Source organism: Lactobacillus kimbladii (assembly GCF_014323605.1).
Taxonomy (GTDB): domain Bacteria; phylum Bacillota; class Bacilli; order Lactobacillales; family Lactobacillaceae; genus Lactobacillus; species Lactobacillus kimbladii_B.
The window spans coordinates 382094-399720 of the sequence record NZ_SCMB01000001.1; the positions used below are offsets into that span (position 1 = coordinate 382094).

16 protein-coding genes and 1 pseudogene are annotated in these 17627 nt (G+C 34.1%); 7 read left to right on the plus strand and 10 right to left on the minus strand.

The genetic code is table 11. The annotated features are described in order from the left end of the window. The first annotated feature begins 63 nt into the window (after positions 1-63). On the plus strand, positions 64-375 hold the full coding sequence (locus tag ERK18_RS01895; RefSeq protein ID WP_187154045.1) for a MazG nucleotide pyrophosphohydrolase domain-containing protein: 312 nt from the start codon (positions 64-66) through the stop codon (positions 373-375). Positions 376-639: 264 nt separating this feature from the next. Continuing rightward, on the plus strand, positions 640-984 hold the full coding sequence (locus tag ERK18_RS01900) for a hypothetical protein (protein ID WP_187154046.1): 345 nt from the start codon (positions 640-642) through the stop codon (positions 982-984). A 140-nt stretch (positions 985-1124) separates the two neighbouring features. Here ERK18_RS01900 and ERK18_RS01905 read toward each other — a convergent pair whose 3' ends face one another. The 4 genes from ERK18_RS01905 to ERK18_RS01920 form a co-directional block, all read right to left on the minus strand. Beyond that, positions 1125-2234 (minus strand): SLAP domain-containing protein, encoded by a 1110-nt coding sequence (locus tag ERK18_RS01905; protein ID WP_187154047.1) that lies wholly within the window; start codon positions 2232-2234, stop codon positions 1125-1127. A gap of 224 nt (positions 2235-2458) precedes the next feature. After that, positions 2459-3448 carry an SLAP domain-containing protein gene (locus ERK18_RS01910; RefSeq protein WP_187154048.1) on the minus strand — a complete coding sequence of 330 codons (990 nt, stop codon included), beginning with the start codon at positions 3446-3448 and terminating at the stop codon, positions 2459-2461. Positions 3449-3793: 345 nt separating this feature from the next. Then, positions 3794-4879, minus strand: a complete 1086-nt coding sequence (locus ERK18_RS01915) for an SLAP domain-containing protein (RefSeq protein WP_187154049.1) — start codon at positions 4877-4879, stop codon at positions 3794-3796. A gap of 32 nt (positions 4880-4911) precedes the next feature. Continuing rightward, a complete protein-coding gene (locus ERK18_RS01920; protein WP_187154050.1) occupies positions 4912-6024 on the minus strand; it encodes an SLAP domain-containing protein in 1113 nt (370 codons plus the stop codon). Positions 6025-6284: 260 nt separating this feature from the next. On the opposite strand from ERK18_RS01920, the gene ERK18_RS01925 reads away from it, so the two are divergent. Continuing rightward, a complete protein-coding gene (locus tag ERK18_RS01925) occupies positions 6285-6473 on the plus strand; it encodes a type II toxin-antitoxin system HicA family toxin (RefSeq protein ID WP_187154051.1) in 189 nt (62 codons plus the stop codon). A gap of 38 nt (positions 6474-6511) precedes the next feature. Beyond that, positions 6512-6892, plus strand: a complete 381-nt coding sequence (locus tag ERK18_RS01930; protein WP_187154052.1) for a type II toxin-antitoxin system HicB family antitoxin — start codon at positions 6512-6514, stop codon at positions 6890-6892. A 232-nt stretch (positions 6893-7124) separates the two neighbouring features. Here the strand turns inward: ERK18_RS01930 and ERK18_RS01935 are convergent, their stop codons facing one another. Genes ERK18_RS01935 through ERK18_RS01945 form a run of 3 tightly spaced genes read right to left on the minus strand, consistent with a single transcriptional unit; the run spans position 7125 to position 9274 of the window. Continuing rightward, positions 7125-7856: an ABC-2 family transporter permease gene (locus ERK18_RS01935; protein WP_187154053.1), complete on the minus strand. Its 732-nt coding sequence runs from the start codon at positions 7854-7856 to the stop codon at positions 7125-7127. Continuing rightward, positions 7849-8577, minus strand: a complete 729-nt coding sequence (locus ERK18_RS01940; RefSeq protein WP_187154054.1) for a lantibiotic immunity ABC transporter MutE/EpiE family permease subunit — start codon at positions 8575-8577, stop codon at positions 7849-7851. Before ERK18_RS01940 ends, ERK18_RS01935 begins: the two co-directional genes overlap by 8 nt. Next, a complete protein-coding gene (locus tag ERK18_RS01945) occupies positions 8570-9274 on the minus strand; it encodes a lantibiotic protection ABC transporter ATP-binding subunit (protein WP_187154055.1) in 705 nt (234 codons plus the stop codon). Before ERK18_RS01945 ends, ERK18_RS01940 begins: the two co-directional genes overlap by 8 nt. A gap of 733 nt (positions 9275-10007) precedes the next feature. Between ERK18_RS01945 and ERK18_RS01950 the strand changes: the two genes are divergently transcribed. Together ERK18_RS01950 and ERK18_RS01955 are read left to right on the plus strand one after the other, a co-directional pair. Continuing rightward, positions 10008-11360 (plus strand): FAD-dependent oxidoreductase, encoded by a 1353-nt coding sequence (locus tag ERK18_RS01950; RefSeq protein ID WP_187154056.1) that lies wholly within the window; start codon positions 10008-10010, stop codon positions 11358-11360. A 374-nt stretch (positions 11361-11734) separates the two neighbouring features. After that, complete coding sequence (locus tag ERK18_RS01955) at positions 11735-13195, plus strand: SLAP domain-containing protein (protein ID WP_187154057.1); 1461 nt, start codon at positions 11735-11737, stop codon at positions 13193-13195. A 57-nt stretch (positions 13196-13252) separates the two neighbouring features. Here ERK18_RS01955 and ERK18_RS09450 read toward each other — a convergent pair. The 3 genes and pseudogenes from ERK18_RS09450 to ERK18_RS09615 form a co-directional block, all read right to left on the minus strand. Then, a pseudogene (locus tag ERK18_RS09450) lies at positions 13253-13360 on the minus strand (IS3 family transposase); the annotation flags it as partial. Between the two features lie 192 nt (positions 13361-13552). Continuing rightward, entirely contained in the window at positions 13553-15136 is a 1584-nt protein-coding gene (locus tag ERK18_RS01965; protein ID WP_187154058.1) for an ATP-binding cassette domain-containing protein, read from the minus strand. A 518-nt stretch (positions 15137-15654) separates the two neighbouring features. Continuing rightward, positions 15655-15744, minus strand: coding sequence for a putative holin-like toxin (locus ERK18_RS09615; protein WP_081945396.1), 90 nt, complete (start codon positions 15742-15744; stop codon positions 15655-15657). 291 nt (positions 15745-16035) lie between these two features. Between ERK18_RS09615 and ERK18_RS01975 the strand changes: the two genes are divergently transcribed. After that, on the plus strand, positions 16036-17481 hold the full coding sequence (locus ERK18_RS01975) for an SLAP domain-containing protein (RefSeq protein ID WP_187154059.1): 1446 nt from the start codon (positions 16036-16038) through the stop codon (positions 17479-17481). Positions 17482-17627 lie beyond the last annotated feature (146 nt).

Below are 17627 nucleotides of genomic sequence, written 5' to 3' on the forward strand. Positions count from 1 at the left end.
TTCTTTGCACCTATTTACAAATTAAATATAAAATAGAATAAAATCATTATTTAGGAGTCCAAATTGATCATAGACACCAAGAAACTGCAAAAAGCAGTCATGGAAAATAAGAAAAAACACGGTTTCAATACCACAGATATTGAGTTTGAATTATTGCGATTACATGGAGAAGCTAATGAGTTATTTGAAGCCTGGCGCAAGAATAATAAGAAAAATATCAATGAGGAATTAGCCGATGTAGGGATATTCCTATTAGGCATTGCAGAAATGCTGGACAGTGACCTGGGTGAAGACATTGTTAATAAAATGAAAATAAACGAAAAAAGAGTATACAAAAATGGCGTTAAACTTGGTCCTGCTGATAAAGATAAATAGACCGATAGCTTTGGTTTAATAACAGCATGGTCAAGCTATCAGACAGTTATTCAATTTTTACAAAAGTTGATGAACAATCTTTTTCTAGCTATTTGAATTAAAACTTGTATATTTTTTGGTAGCCTAATTACTTAAGAAATAATGAAAAATAGAGTTGCCTTTTTAATTATCAGGGTTTAATATATCCAAATATAATATAAATACCATCTTTGATATCAAGTTATATACAAGATTATTTGATAATAGAGAAAGCGTCATAATGTTATGGTTTTAAAAAACTTATCTTATAAAACTAAACATATAATATCTGGTTTTATACAAATTCTGCTAGGCCTCTTTGCAATTTTTGTTTTAAAACACAAATTTTATGTCATAGTCATATTTTTAATTCTTGCTCTCTTGGATTTTGCAAATGTTCTTTTTGGAAAGGATCCAGCCGATAAACCTAAAAAATATTCTGAAAAAGTCTATAGGAATAGGCAGATATTTTCGACTTGCGTAGGTTTAGTTTTACTTTTTACGGCTTTAGTGGAACTTATAGATAACCCGGGAAGTGGTTCAGGTCTTGTTTCTATGGAAGCCGGTCTGTTATGCGTACTATTCCCCTAATAAACATTTAGAAATAGCTATTTTAGAAAAGTGTAATCTTAATTTGACAAAGGTCCCAAAATTTTCTCAATTTCGGGACCTTTTTTTAATACAAAAATGCGCCTAACAGCTTATTCTTACTACTAGGTGCATTAAATTATTTACTTTGCCGGCTTTGGTTTAGCAGCTTGACTTGCTTCTTCAGCTGTGTTGATAGGACTTAGTCTAACACCGGCAATAAATCTAACATCACTCGCTTTGACATAGCTATCACCAAAATCTACTTGATCACCGCCTTTTCCGTCTGGCTTATCAGTGGCATAAAACCTATGACCCTTCATATGGTAAAACAGGTCGGCTTTATTTTCGGCTGGCACCCAAATATAAAGCAATTTATCTACCTTTATATTACCTCCCTGTTTCCTGATTCTTTGTCCATCATTATCTTGCTTAGTGCCATCGGCATTATAGACATCTGTATCTTGATAAAATCTAATATAAGAATAATGCTCAAGGTCATAATAATGATGCGGAAGTTCTTTTTGAACTTTAACGTCCAGGCAATAGAGCCAATTATTCGTCCCTTTAATACGATAAATAGTAGGATTAGGGATAGCCGAATGACCAATCTCCTCCGCATAGTTATCTTCTTCAGCTCGGTCAACTACGAACGTAGTACCTTTTTTAGCCTTTTTAACAGTTTTGACCCCATTATCGATCTTATAAATTGGTGCACCACCGTCGCTTGTCACTGTTGCGATAGTTTCTTCAGTGTTTGAAGCTGTGATTTTGCCCAAGTTGCTGGCTCTCACATATTGTTTTGCGGGACCACCAATGCGGTAATAACGTAAACCATTCTTAAACTTAACGGTACCGCCATAGGTTGTAATGGAAGTTCCTTTTCTTATTAAACGATAGTCAGCCCTGCGTGAGCTGGTAGCATAAACATAGGAATTATGCTTAACTTCACGTTTAACACCGTCAATGTTATTAGCTTTGATATATTGCTTTTTCCCGCTAATTTTATAGTATGGGGCATAGGGCTTGAAATCTAGGATTAATGGCTTTTTATCAACTTCAATCCGGCGAAAAGCTGGATATTTAGCGTCTACCTTTTGTCCATCCTCATCGTATGCTTGTGACGTATACATAACGGTTCTTATAGTGCTGGGAATCTTTGCCTGAACAGTATGGGCTTGATGATTAAATGTCCAAATTGCAGTAAGTCCTAAAAAACCAGCTGCTAAATAATGAGTAAGTTTCTTATTCATTTAATTTAACCTCTCTTCTCCAAAAAATGCTATCTCTATTTTTGATTCTCTAATTTCTGCAGTCAAAACAAGAAATTATATAATTTCATTCTGTACCTTTCTTAGTGATTAATGAAGGTAAAAAATGGTGAGTTAAATTAGGCAAATATCTTAATAAAAAATGCATCTAATAGCTGGCTTTTACTATTAGGTGCATTTAAATTATTTAGTTCTTTTAAAATAATTTATTTGGTCGTTTTTTGCTTAACAGCTTGACTTGCTTCTTCAGCTGTGTTGATCGGCCTTAGTTTTACACCGTCAATAAATCTAACATCACTCGCCTTGACATAGCTATCACCAAAATCCACTTCACTACCGCCACTTCCGTCTGGCTTATTAGTGGCATAAAACCAATGACCTTTCATATGGTAAAACAGTTCGGCTTTATTTTCGGCTGGTACCCAAATATAAAGCAATTTATCTACCTTTATATTACCGCCTTGTTTCCTAATTCTTTGTCCATTAATATCTTTCTTGGTGCCATCGGCATTATAGACGTCTGTATCTTGATAAAATCTAATATAAGAATAATGCTCAGAGTTATAAAAATGATGCGGAAGCTCTTTTTTAACTTTAACGTCTAGGCAATTGAGCCAATTATTCGTCCCTTTAATACGATAAATAACTGCATTTGGGATAGCCATATTGGTTATATCGTCGGCATATCCTTCTTCTTGAGCACAGTCGACTACGAACGTAGTACCTTTTCTAGCCTTTTTAGTAGTTTTGAGACCATTATTGATCTCATAAATTGGAGTCCCACCGTCTTTTGTCACTGTTGCGATAGTTTCTTCGGTGTTTGAAGCAGTGATTTTGCCCAAGTTGCCGGCTTTCACATATTGCTTTGCAGGACCACCAATGCGGTAGTAGCGCAAACCATTCTTAAACTTGACGGTACCACCATAAGTTGTAATTGAGGTTCCTTTCCGAATTAGGCGGTAGTCAGCCCTGCGTGAACTGGTAGCATAAACATAAGAGTTACGTTTGACCTTGCGTTTAACGCCATCGATATTATTGGCTTTGATATATTGTTTTTTCCCGCTAATTTTATAGTATGGGGCATAGGGATTGAAAGTTAGGATTAATGGTCTTTTTTCAACTTTGACCTGGTGAAAAGCTGGATACTTAGCTTTAACCTTCCGTCCATCTTCATCGTATGCTTGTGACGTATACATAACAGTTCTTATGGTGCTGGGAATCTTTGCTTTAACAGTATGGGCTTGATGATTAAATGTCCAAATAGTTGTTAAGCCTTAAAAACCAGCTGCTAAATAATGAGTAAGTTTCTTATTCATGTACTTTAACCTCTCTTCTTCAAAAAATTGCTATCTTTATTTTTGATTGTCTAATTTCTGTAATCAAAACAAGGAATCATATAATTTTATTCTGTGCCTTTCTCAGTAATTAATGAAGGTAAAAAATGGTGGGCTTAATTAGGCAAATATCTTAATAAAAAATGCATCCAATAGCTGGCTTTTACTATTAGGTACATTTAAATTATTTAGTTCTCTTAAAATAATTTATTTGTCTGCCTTTTGCTTAGCGTTTTGCTGGGCTTCTTCAGCTGTGTTGATCGGCCTTAGTTTTACGCCGTCAATAAATCTAACATCTTTTTGCTTAACATAGCCATCACCAACATCTATTACAGAGGTTCCTCCGTCTCGTGAGGCAGAGGCGTAAAATTCATGGCCCTTCAAGTGGTAAAATAATTCAGCTTTCTTTTCAGCTGGTACCCAAATATAAAGCAATTTATTTACCTTTAAAAACCCACCTTGTTTTCTGATCTTTTGTCCGTGATGATCTTGCATAGTACCGTCTGCATTGTAAACATCTGTATTTTTATAAAACTTAATGTAAGAATAATGTTCAGAATCATAGTAATGTACAGGCATTTTCTTTTTGGCTTTAACTTCACTGCTCAGTAACCAATATTTTGTACCTTTAATATGATAAGTAAATATTTGGGGATCATCTTCATCTCCTCCATTATTTTCAGCATAGTCTACCGTAAATTTTGTACCCCTTTTGGCTTTCGTGGAATAAGTATCGTCTTTAATAAAATCATAAAGTCCAGCTCCTTCTTTTGCAGTTACTTTCACAGTTGTTTCTTCTGTATTAGAACTAATAATCTTACTTAAGTTGCAGGCTTTAACATATTGCTTTGTTGGTCCACCAATGCGGTAATAACGTTGCCCGTTTTTAAATTTGAAAGCATTGCCATAAGTTGTTATTGTCTTACCCTTTTTAAGCAAACGGGAGTCAGCCCTCCGAGAGCTTGTAGCGTAAACATAAGAGTTTCGTTTGACCTTGCGTTTAACACCGTCAATATTACTTGCCTTGATATATTGCTTTTTACCTTTAATTTGATATGCGGGTGCAAACGGCTTAAAAGAAAATGGAATTGGTTGATCATCTAACTTAGCCTGAGTGTAAGCTGCATATTTTCCTTTTACTTTATCACCGTACAAATCGTAAGCCTGAGCATCGTGCATCACGGTCTTAACAATACTTTTAGCTTCTACAGTATTGACTTTTTGGTTCATAACAAAAATTGCACAAACGCTTAAAATAGTAGCTGCAACATAATGTAGAAACTGCTTATTCATATATTTTCTCCCTTCTAGACATATTTCAAAAATTATTCAGCTTTCTTATTTGTATCTTGTTTTGCAGCTTGACGCGCTTCTTCTGGTGTATTACTTGGACTTAGCTTAAGACCATCAATAAATTTAACATCTTTTTTCTTAACATAGCCTTGACCGACATTTATTACATCCGAGCCACTGTTTCCATCTGGTAAATCTGTAGCGTAAAATTGATGGCCTGCTAAATGATAAAACAATTCAGCCTTATTTTTGGATTTTATCCAAATATAAAGCAATTTGTTTACCTTTATAAAACCTCCTTGTTTGATAATTTTTTGCCCATGATGATCTTGCTTTGTACCGTCAGCATTATAAACATCAGTATCTTTATAAAACATAATATAAGTAAAATGTTCAAATTTATAATCATGTATTGGTATTTTCTTATCTGCTTTGACATCACGGTACCATATCCAAAAGTCTGTACCTTTTATATGATATTCATATCCATCAGGATCGTCTATATCCATGGAAGAATATTGAGCATAATCAACTTTGAATTTGGTTCCTTTCTTGACTCTCTTTACAATGTCTTCATCGTCACTATCAATAAAAGCATAATCAGTAATATCAGCACCTTTTTTTGCAGTTACTGTCACAGTTGTTTCTTCTGTATTAGAACCAATAATTTTACCCAAGTTAGCAGCTTTCACATATTGCTTTTTTGATCCACCAATGCGGTAGTACCGTAAACCGTTCTTAAATTTGAAGGAATTGCCATAAGTTGTTATTGTCTTGCCCTTTTTAAGCAAGCGAGAATCAGCCCTCCGCGAGCTCGTAGCGTAAACAAAGGAATTATGTTTGACTTTACGTTTAACACCATCTATGTTGCTGGCCTTGATATATTTATTTTTACCGCTAATTTTGTATGCTGGTGCAAACGGTTTAAATCTGAATGAAATTGGGTCATCGTCCACCTTAACTTGAGTATAAGCCGTATATTTTCCTTTGACTTTATCACCGTATAAGTCGCAAGCTTGAGCATTATGCATTATAGTCTTAACAATACTTTTGGCGTCTACAGTATTAACATGTTGGTTTAATATCAAACTTACAGACGCGCTTAAGATAGCAACTAGTAAGTAGCGAAAAAGTTTTTTATACATATAACTTTTACTTCTTTCTTTTAAGGCAGGCACTGTTGTTACTGCATCGCTCTTATTTCATAAAAATGCAAAACAAATGATAGCGCAAACATACTGGCTATAATTCATTCTGAACCTTTCTCAGTAATTAATGAAGGTAAAAAATGGTGGGCTTAATTAGGCAAATATCTTAATATATATGGAGATACTTAATTTTAAACTTTCTTCGTTGAATTTATATGTATTTATACGTATAATAAGAAACATGGAAGGTTTACTTTATGACGAAGACGTCAAGAGAAATTATCAAGATTTTAAAAAAGCAAGGCTTTGTAAAAAAGTCTCAAAACGGATTCCATCTAAAAATGTATAACCCCATTACAAATGTTACTATTCCTGTTCCCATTCATCCGAAAGAAATGAAAAAAGGACTAGAACAGAGAATTCTAAAAGAAGCTGGATTAAAATGAATTTTTCAGCTAATTTTTACATGTTAGGAGGAATTAATATGTCTAAACTTTTAGTATACCCTGTTATACTTCACCCTGAAGACACTGGCTATACTGTCGAAGTTCCAGATATTACAGGTGGTTTTACTCAGGGCGAAGATTTAACTAATGCTTTGGAAATGGCTTCTGATATGATTGGATTAATGTTGGAAGACACGACTAATTATCCTAAACCATCTAAGTTAGAAAGTATTCATGTTGCTGACAATGATATTAAAACTATTGTTGCCATTGATATGGATGATTATAGACGCAATAATTCCAAGACAATCCGCAAAACAGTAACTGTACCAGAATATCTGATAAAAATGGGCAAAGAGAAAAATTTAAATTTTTCTGCTCTACTAACTAAAGCCTTAAAAACAGAATTAAATTTATAACTAGAAAAAATAAGTCCTGGAAGTTAATTAACTTTCGGGACCTTTTTACAATTTTTGGACTAATTGTTAAATAGCATAATACAAAATAATGCACCTAATAGCTGATTTTTACGGCTCTTTGTCAAATCCTTTTGATAGAGATTAAACGAAAAGAATCAAGTAGCTAATAAACTGCTTGATTCTTTTTATTTACATCAACGACAATGAGCAATTATTTATTTAATTGTCATTTCTAATTTTGCCAGTTGTCGAACACTTTTATAATTAACAAAGTTATAACCATAGTTAAAATTAACGGAATAATCATTTCCCAAGCCGTCAGAGTTTGTACTTGACTGCTAATCGTAGCTTCCCAAAAAGTGATTAATCTTATTTGCCACGCCCAAGGAATCACGGGCCAGATAAAATCAAAAAGACTGGTAATGCTTAAGCCTGAGATTACAACACCAAAAAAGCCCAGAATCATGGCACCACCAGCATTAAGCTTTAATACTATCCATTGTGCTAGTTCGTATTGAATAAGACCGAAAAGTGCAAAAATAAAACTGGTTAGTAAAATTTTAATAAAGGATATATTATTTATCAGAAAAGCAAATCTTAAAATAAAGAAATAAATTAAACTCATTCCGATAATTTCAAAGAAATATAATAACCAATAATAAAATAGCTGCAGCCCAATAGTTAAGCCTTTTTTGCCAGGATTAGCCAACCAATTTTTACAATGACCAGCTTTTTCTTCGCGATCAAAAACCAGACCGATAACAATGCTAATAACTAGCGGAGAAATAAGCGCCAGCAATTCGTAAAAAGTTATTATCATAACGGATGAGTTTACAATGTTTTTTCTTGTACCATAATAAAATCCCATTAATAATGGATAAGCAATTAAAGTTAACAAATGTAAATATAATAAAAAACTCCGCTTAAGTTTAACGTTTTCTGACCGAAAAATATTTTTAAGCATTTTTAATTACCTGCTTCTTAAATGATCTGGCAGCGAGATAACTGAGCAAAATGAAAAGCAGAATAGCTGCTGCTATAATCAAATAATTATTTGAACCTGCCACATTATGACTTAGAGGTAATCCGTTAATATTCATTTTTATTAGCGGTACTGGGAAAAGTTCAGACCAGGTAAATGGCCAAATTTTGCCAAGGAAATAACTATTTACTTCTATGCCGCTAAAAATTCCGGCAAAGGCCAATACAATAGTTACATATATATTAGTAAGGCGACTAAGCCAAATATATAATGGAATTTGCCAAAGATTAACTAACCAAATACCCAAAATTGCTAAAAAACAAGAGATCAACGAGACACTGATTTCAGAAATAACATAAAGCAAACTTACAAAAAGAACTAAGAATAAAGAAGAAACTAATGTTAAAAGTGCAACGTGTAGAATTCTACCTAATTCATAATCAAATAAATTGTAAGGTGAGCTCAAAATCAACTTATAATTCGTGCTATTTTTCTCGTGTCGGTCAATCAGCCCAACAACCAAAGCAAGCAATAAGGGAAACCAAATGGTACTCCACTGATTAATGACACTTTGAATAGCATAACCAGTAGTGGCAAAAAGCACTGTCACTACAATTATTACTAAAAGAGGATAAAGCCACAACAACTGTCTGACTAAAGTTCTTTTTGTTTTTATTACTTCAATAGACAATGAGTTAAGCATTCGTTACACCAGCATTCATTAAAGTATCATTAAATAATTGTTCCAGATTTTCTGTATGATCTATAGTTTTTTCAAGCAAAAGCTGGCCTTTACCGATAATACCAATTTTATCGGCTAGACGCTCGACTTCAGAAAGCATATGACTAGAAATGATAATAGTAATGCCTTCTTTCTTAAAGCTAGTAATTAAATTCCGCAATTGCTGAATGCCCAGTGGATCAAGTCCATTTGTCGGTTCATCCAAAATTAACAACTTGGGTTGACCAACTATAGCTAATCCAATTCCAAGTCTTTCTTTCATTCCCAGAGAAAAATTTTTTGTCAGTTTTTTCCCCGTATCGTTAATGCCTACTTTTTCCAGAATTGGTTGTATTTTATTTTCTTCGACCCCTCTTAAACGACAAACTACCTGGAGATTTTCAGCAGCCGTTAAATTTCCATAAAGAGGTGCATTTTCAATCAGGGAACCAATAGCAGATAAATCCGCTCTAGACCAATCGTGACCAGCAAACATAATAGTACCGCTAGTAGTGGGTATGATTCCTGTTAAAATCTTCATTAAGGTAGTCTTACCTGCGCCATTAGGTCCTAGCAGACAATAAACCTGATTTTCTGGGACATGTAAGCTTATTTGATTGAGTACAACTTGATCTTTAAACTTTTTTGTTAGTTTATTTGTTACTATTAAATCAGACATGTTTTCCTCTTTTATAATAATTTTTATTGTTAAAATATACTCAAATAGTTTTTAATGCTAAACTATATACAAGCAATTTAGCAATATTAAAATTAACTTGTATAACATAATAAAGATGATTATATTATATATAAAAAAGCAGATCAATATATTTTGTAATAGTAGATGTCAAAAAGGAGTTTGCTCTAAACAAATAAATTGAGCACACATCTTTTGGCCACACCAATTTCAAAAATTTTCTAATAAGGATCAGATTGGAAGAAAACAAAGAAAATAACCAAGCAGTATATTATATACTTGATTCTTTTCATTTACTCTTTATCAACAAAATTTGACAAAGAACTGTTTTTGCCTTTTCTTTCGGATTTTAAAGCAATAGCAAAAGTTGCAATTTCATTTTGATCTCACATACTTAAATGAACACTTTCCTTTCTCAAATGATATTCTATTTGTACTATTATTTGAGTACCGCTTATACTTCTTAGGTTCTTTTTAAATGATTTACTTGGCCGTATTTTACTCATAAATTATCAGTAAATTTTATATTTAGTGAAATTTGTAAAGTAAATTTATATGGTGGTATTAATTTTTATTACTTTATAAATTTTAATATATATACAAATTAGCTATACTGATGCATCTTTGTATAACTGACACATTTCTTGTGTTACCATAGGATACAATGAAAGTGCTACAAACGCTTTTAGATACTGATAAAAAGGGGATTTTTTCAATGAATCAAAAAGTAGTCATCATTGGTGCTTCTCATCCAGGTCATGAGGCAGCCATCGAATTATTAGACAGATATCAAGATCTTGATGTCACTATTTATGAAGCAAGTGACTTTGTTTCATTTATGTCTTGCGGAATGAAGCTCTTTTTAGAAGAAAAAACTACCGGTCAGGACAATGTACGCAATTTTTCACCTGCTGATTTGGAAAAATTAGGTGGTAAGATTGTCAATAATTCGCAAGCAGTTGCCTTAAATCCGGCAAATAAGCAAGTTACAATTAAAAATACCCAAACTGGTCAGACTGAAGAAGTTAACTATGACAAATTAATCTTGTCTCCAGGAGTTGATCCACTCCAATTGCCAATTCCAGGGGCAGATTTAGACTACGTTTATTTAATGCGGGGCTACAGTTGGGCTAAAAAGATCAATGAAGCTCTTCATAATGATGAAATTAAAAATATCGTTGTAGTAGGTGCTGGTAACGGAATCGCTGCCGTTGAAGCTGGTGTTTTAGCTGGTAAAAACATGACCTTGGTTGATGCCAGCAACCATATTTTAGCTAATTATTTTTCAAAAGACTTTACCGATGTTTTTGAACAAGAAATGCGAGACAAGGGTGTCGATTTAAAGCTTGATACAAAAGTTACTGGCTTTACCAATGATCACCTAGTCCAAACTGATCATGGTGACATTAAAGCTGATTTAGTCATTGTTGCTGCAGGCATTGTTGCTAATACAGACTGGCTTAAAGATACTATTAATTTAAACCAACGGGGTTATATTGAAACAGACGAATATTTAAGAACTAATCAAAAAGATGTTTATGCTTTGGGTGATGCTATTTGGCCACTGTCAATCCCGGCTAATAAAAGGATGCCAATTCCATCAGCAGTCGCTGCTCGCCACGAAGCAAATTACTTAGTACAACATTTGTTTGAAGAAAAACCAAGCCGTCCATTCCCAGGCTTAGTTGGCGGACAATTGCTAGAATTTGGTGATGTACATGCAGTAGTTAGCGGTCTCCCACAAAAATCTGCTGAATTTGCCGGCATTAATGCTGCAACTAGCATCTACATCGATCATTTGCGTCCAGACTTTATTCCTGCAAATGATAATCCGTTGGGACATATTTCCTTAACTTATAATAAGGACACTCATCAGATTCTTGGAGGTGCAGTTATGTCCAAGCATGATATCACCGCTCAAGGCAATGTCTTAAGCTTAGCAATTGGTCATAAATTAACATTAGAAGATTTAGCTGAACAAGACTTCTTCTTCTCACCAAGTTTTGATCGGCAATGGAATATTTTAAACTTAGCCGCACTACATGCGCTAGGTTTACACAAGTTTTAATTAATTTTAGATATTACTAAGCTTTGTGAGGCAACTCCATTTAAGATGCTTACTATATCTTTCCAAAGACAATTAGTAGAGTAAGGAATGCGGACTGCTATAAAATGAGTCCCAGAAGTTAGACAACTTTTGGGACTATTTTTATGACTAAATTATCTAGAGAGTCAAAAAGCACTACAACTAAATAAAACGCTTATCTTGATTAACTTCACTATTCTTGGGAAATTAATTTTTTGTCTGCTTTCAAATTTAAATCGCTTTAGCTTATTTTCAATTCATTAAATTAGTATTAGTTTCTTTGAAAGCCTATTCAAAGACAGCTATACTGCTCTATAATGAATAGTAGATATTTAATCAGTTTTTGAGGTGATTACATGAAATTAAATAAAAAGTTTGTTTATGGTTCCATAGCAAGCATTCTTGCTATTAGTCCTATGCTACCCGCAATAATGCCAAGCAATACAGAAGTATTAGCTGCTAAGACTGATACTCTCACGTTGAATCATAATTCTTATGTTTATACGGCTCAGGGCAAGCGCACCTATTATAACGGTAAAGGGACATTGCGTATGGGCACCACTGTAAACGGTAATGCCAAAACAACTTCGATTAATGGTAAAAGCTACTATCCTTTAACTGGTGGTGCCTACGTTAAGGCGGCTAATGTTGGTGTTGTTAACAAACAGGTACAAGATGGCAACTTGGAGCTCAATTACCATTCTTATGTTTACGATAAGAATGGTAAACGGCTATACAAATTCCGTGGCAGTAAAAAGAATACGCATTTGCGCAAAGGCACCCCTTTGAAATACTCTGGCTCTGTAGAAAAAATTGACCGGAATAGCAAGCAGTATTTCTTAGTCAATGATGATAACTATAATCAGTCATGGCTCCCTTATAAAAAAATCGGTGGTAAATATTACTACAATATTGGAGCCGGTGGCTATGTTAATGCGGCCAATATTGGCAACATTGATAACAAACCCCTTTATGTCGCAGAAGCAACCGTGACAATTAGTCCAAAGGATATTGACTCCAAAGGAGTTCAGATTGGCTTGGGCAAAGAACAAATCACGGTTAAGCCTTTACAAAAAATAAAAGTTAACTGTGAAACGCTATTTAGGTATGATCCAACCAGTTCACCAAGTTACATTATTAGTGGGACAAAAACTGGCTGGTTTCCTAAATCATACGTACAAAAAGAGCCAAGACAAAGGCTGCTGACTTTTACCGCTGACACCTATGTTTTAATTACTGCTGGAACTGATATTTTTGATGCTAATGGAAATTTACGACCAAATCAAGATTATAAAGCCGGTCTAACCACCTTTATTGAAGGCGAGAAAATTCCGGTTGATGAATTACTATACATTTGGTCGAATAAGGACAACAAAGCTGAGCTCTACTATCATTTAGGCGACGCCAATAACTTTTCGAACAGCAACTTTGAAGAAAACAATGAAGAACATATGTCATTCATCAAAGCTGCTGACAGTAAATATATTTCTGGTCCATTTTTGAAACCTCTTAATACGGTTGATGAAGCTAAAGCAGATGCGAAAATAGCAACTGCAGCAGATAAAAAAGACCTCCAAAAGGAAATTGAACAGGAAAATGCAGTTCACAATACTGATGGATACAAGTTTTACCACTTTAATTTTTATGATGATGCACTAAAAAGAGCCAAAGAAATTAATAGTTCAGATAAAGCAACAGTTTCAGAAGTTAAAGAAGCCACGAGACGTTTACAGATGAAAGCAAAACTAGCCTACTTAACAGTTGATGAATATGCTGCCTACAGTAATTCAAGAAACTCAATGCCAGAAAAATATTAGAAACTTACAAAGTTAATTAAAGAAGCAAGAAATTATTAAATGATGTGAACCCTAAAATTAGGACACTTTATTAGCTTTACTGAGGACTAACTGCCGATATTCGATCGGAGTTAGTCCTTTTAGCTTGATTTTAATTCTTTTGTGATTGTAATACTCAATAAGTTTCTTACTGCGTCTCCCAGCTCGGTGAGATTCTTATACAGCTTTTCAAAGCAATGGAACATTTATTCATGAAAAAAGTGCTCCTTATAGTCGGATTATTGTCTAACTATTATGGAACACTTCAATTTCGAGAGTCATATCCTTTTTTACTTATTTTTCTCTCTTACTTTACTATGCTTTATTGATAGCTCAAGATCAAGATTGCTTTGCCAAGTCAACTATTTGGTCAAACATTTCCTTTTCGTTTGATGAAATGTGGTGAGCAACTTCGATAACAGTTCCTTTAAACTCACTTAGAATTGTTTGATGTATTTGCAAAGATAAGTTTTGATCAAGAGATGAAGTTGCTTCATCAGCTAATAATATTGGTCTTTTTGATACTAATGCTCGTGCAATTTCAACTCGTTGATTTTGACCACCAGATAAATTACTGCCACTCTTTCCAAGTTGGTAGTCTAATCCCTTTTCGTTTACGAGATCATTTAAGCCTGCTTGTTCAACAGCATAATTTAAGTCTTCTTCAGACACATGGCGACCTAAAGTAATGTTGTATTTTAAAGTATCATCTAGAATAAAAGGCTTTTGCTGAATAAAGGAAAAGTACTCGTGTAGTTTTGCCCAATTACCATTTACTTCAGAATGATTAACTTCATAGGATCCAGAATCAAGTTGTTGAATACCAATTAAGACATTCAGTAAAGTTGATTTCCCCCAACCTGATGGGGCTTGCAGGAGAACTTTTTCCCCAGAATCAATTTTTAAGTTAACATTGGCAAAAATTTTCTGTTTACCCAGGCTAACTCCAGCATCAGTCAATTGTAATGATTGAAAAGTATCTGAAGCAGTTGCAGTTTTACTGCCCTGCGGCTTTATCAACAAGTCGATTTTTTTGATTTTTTGCAAAATCGGCTTTGCCGTTTTAATATCGTTTACTGACCCAAAAATACCAACTACAGGATTAATAAAATTATTAGCCAGTTGTGCGATCATCATAAACGTGCCTAAAGTCAGCCGACCGCTAACAATGAAACTAATACCAATGGCAAAAGGAAGGAACATACTGAAAATATATGCTACTATCATAGTCATCTCATTAGACATACCTTTAGTCCAATTGGTTTTGAAAAGAGCCGTTTCCATTAGCTTCGCTGCTTTAATCAGCCTGTTAACCATTGAAAATTGAACATCATAGATGTTAACCATTTCTGCTCCGGAATGAGTTTCAATAACGGTGTTGGTGTAGTTGCTATTGGATTTTTCCCACTTTTCAGAATTTTTTTCGATCTTAGGGCCAAAAACAGACTGAATAACGGCAGGAGTAAATGAAGCTATTAAAAATACCAGCGCAATAATCCAAGAACTAACAAATGCAGAGATTACAGCTGCCAAAAATTGAATTAAATCAGAAATAATTGAAAGCTCTGCCTCAATACTATTAGTTTCAATTTGCTTGAGGTCATTGGTCATAAATGAACTGTCAATTTCGTTATGGCCAGCATAGTTATTCACTAAATAATTAGCAGACGCACTTTTTAGGTTAAGATTAATTTCTTCTATAATTTTATAATAGAAATACTGATATATAACGCCGACTATTCCAAATATTAGCAGACCACAAACAGCAAAGACAGTCAGCTTGATTAAGCTGCCTTGAGGCTTTTGGGCGAAATCAATAAATTTTTGAAAAATGAAGGCAGCAAAAACAACCTGAAGCGATTTCAAAAAAGCAAAAAAAACGTATAAGGCTATTTTCCATGGGTGTGAGTATTTTATAATCATAGTTTTCCCGTCCAATATTTTTTAAATAGCATTTTGTTAGTCTAGTTCTTCACTTATAGTATGTATACTCATTTTTAAATTCAATATTGCTCTTAAGCTTGTCCAATAAGCCATGTGAAGAAATTTTTAGCTTAATTATTAAAACTCAGGCTTTTAAATTAATAAAAAATAAATATTAGATAACCAAAATACTAAGGCTCTAATCTTTAAAAGTCAATAAGATAATTTTATTTTCTTTTAATATTTATACTGACAAATTTCCCGTTAGCACTAATTTTTTCCTTAATCCTATTTTGTAACTGTTAAAAAAACGATTATAAATGGCAACATGCAATCCCTGACTCAGTCCACTTGTGCAAAATTAATTCAGTCATGATATAATTTAATTGTAAAGAAAAGAGGCCTTGCGCTAACAAGACCTTTTTGAAAACAAGCAGCCGCTCTAAAGGCGGTTAGCTGAGTAGGAATATAAAAAAGACTATCCCTAACTTGCTAAAGTATGATTGGGACGGTCTTTTTTATTTCTTGTGATTATTGATATAATCCAACAACACAATAATAAACGTGGCGAATGCCAACATTATTTGTAATGCTTGGTAAACGCTCATTAACTGCTTCTCTTTCTAAAAGATTTCGTGCCATAGGCACCATCTCCTTTCCAGATCAACAGCCAACCGCCCTCAAAACAATTTGCTTGAATTCTAAATTAATTATAACAAATACTGTTTGCATATTGAATAAAAGAAGAGCCAGATAATTAACTAAACGGCTTGGTGTAAATAACTTTCACTCACCTTCACCTTATTAACTTAGTATTAAACTGTTTGAAAACCTATTCAAAGACAGGCTATTATTCTATACTGTACGTAAGGTATTTAATCAATTTTTGAGGTGATTACATGAAATTAAATAAAAAATTCGTTTATGCTTCCATAGCAAGCATTCTTGCTATTAGTCCTATGCTACCCGCAGTAATGCCAAGCAATACAGAAGTATTAGCTGCTAAGACTGATACTCTCACGTTGAATCATAATTCTTATGTTTATACGGCTCAGGGCAAGCGCACCTATTATAACGGTAAGAAGACTATACGTATGGGCACCACTGTAAACGGTAGTGCCAAAACAACTTCAATTAATGGTAAAAGCTACTATCCTTTAACCGGTGGTGCCTACGTTAAGGCCGCTAATGTTGGTGTTGTTAACAAACAGGTACAAGATGGAAACTTGGAGCTCAATTACAATTCTTACGTCTATGATAAGAATGGCAAGCGTTTGGGGAAATTCCGTGGTAGTAAAAAGAATACGCATTTGCGCAAAGGCACCCCTTTGAAATACTCTGGTTCTATTGAAAAAATTGACCGGAATAGCAAACAGTATTTCCTAGTCAATGATGATAACTATAATCAGTCATGGCTCCCCTATGAAAAAATTGGCGGCAAATACTACTATAGTATTGGAGCTGGCGGCTATGTTAATGCGGCCAATGTTGGGCAGATAGATAATAAATCACTTTACACAACTGATGTAAGTGTGAAAGTTAATACAACTAGTGCTATACAGGTTGGCACCGGTAAAGAGCGTACAAGTATCAAACCTGGAGAAAAGGTCAAAGTTGATCGCGTCTCTCAAGTATTGTCTGGACCATCATACAGAGCTAGTTATCGCATAAGCGGAACAAAGACAGGCTTTTTCGCCACATCTATAGTAAATAAAAAGCCAAGACAGCAGCTTCTTAACTATACATATTTTACTTATGTTTCTGCCAGCAAGAATATCGATGCTTATGATGCCAACGGACAGGCTCGTTCAAACCTAACGGCAATAAACGGTGCAACTACTTCTTTTGCTAAAGGCACTTTCATACCCGTTGATGAGGAACTATACATTTGGAATAACAAGGAAAACAAGGCTGAGTTATATTACCACCTTGCTCCAAATACAACTGTGAGTGACATTTCTCTCCAGACAATTAACAAAGACAGTATGACTTTTGTTAAAGCAGCTGACAGCGAATTTGTTTCTGGACCATTGTTAAAGCCTGTTAATACAGTAGATGAAGCCAAGGCAGACGCCAAGGTATCTACTGAAACTGATAAACAAGACCTGCAAAAAGCAATCAGTCAAGATGAAAAAGTTAAAGCAAGTGAGAATTATCAGCAATACAGACATGAAACATATGATGCAGCTTTAGCATATGCAAAGCAAATTAATAGTTCAAATACAGCCAGCCTGCAAGAGGTTAAACAAATTACACTCACCTTAAAGAATCAACAGAATAGTTGGTTTCTTCCAGCTGATGAATTAAAAGTTAATAGTATGCTGGCTTTAACGAGACCATTCTAAATACTTTTTACTCTGTTTAATAAATTTCAATTAAGGATTAACTTCCGATATTTAACGAAGCTAGTCCTTTTTGTTTTGTACTGATTCTTTTTTGACTGCAAATTTTTTATAACTATCCACTTGCTATTTACAATAAAAACAGAAAT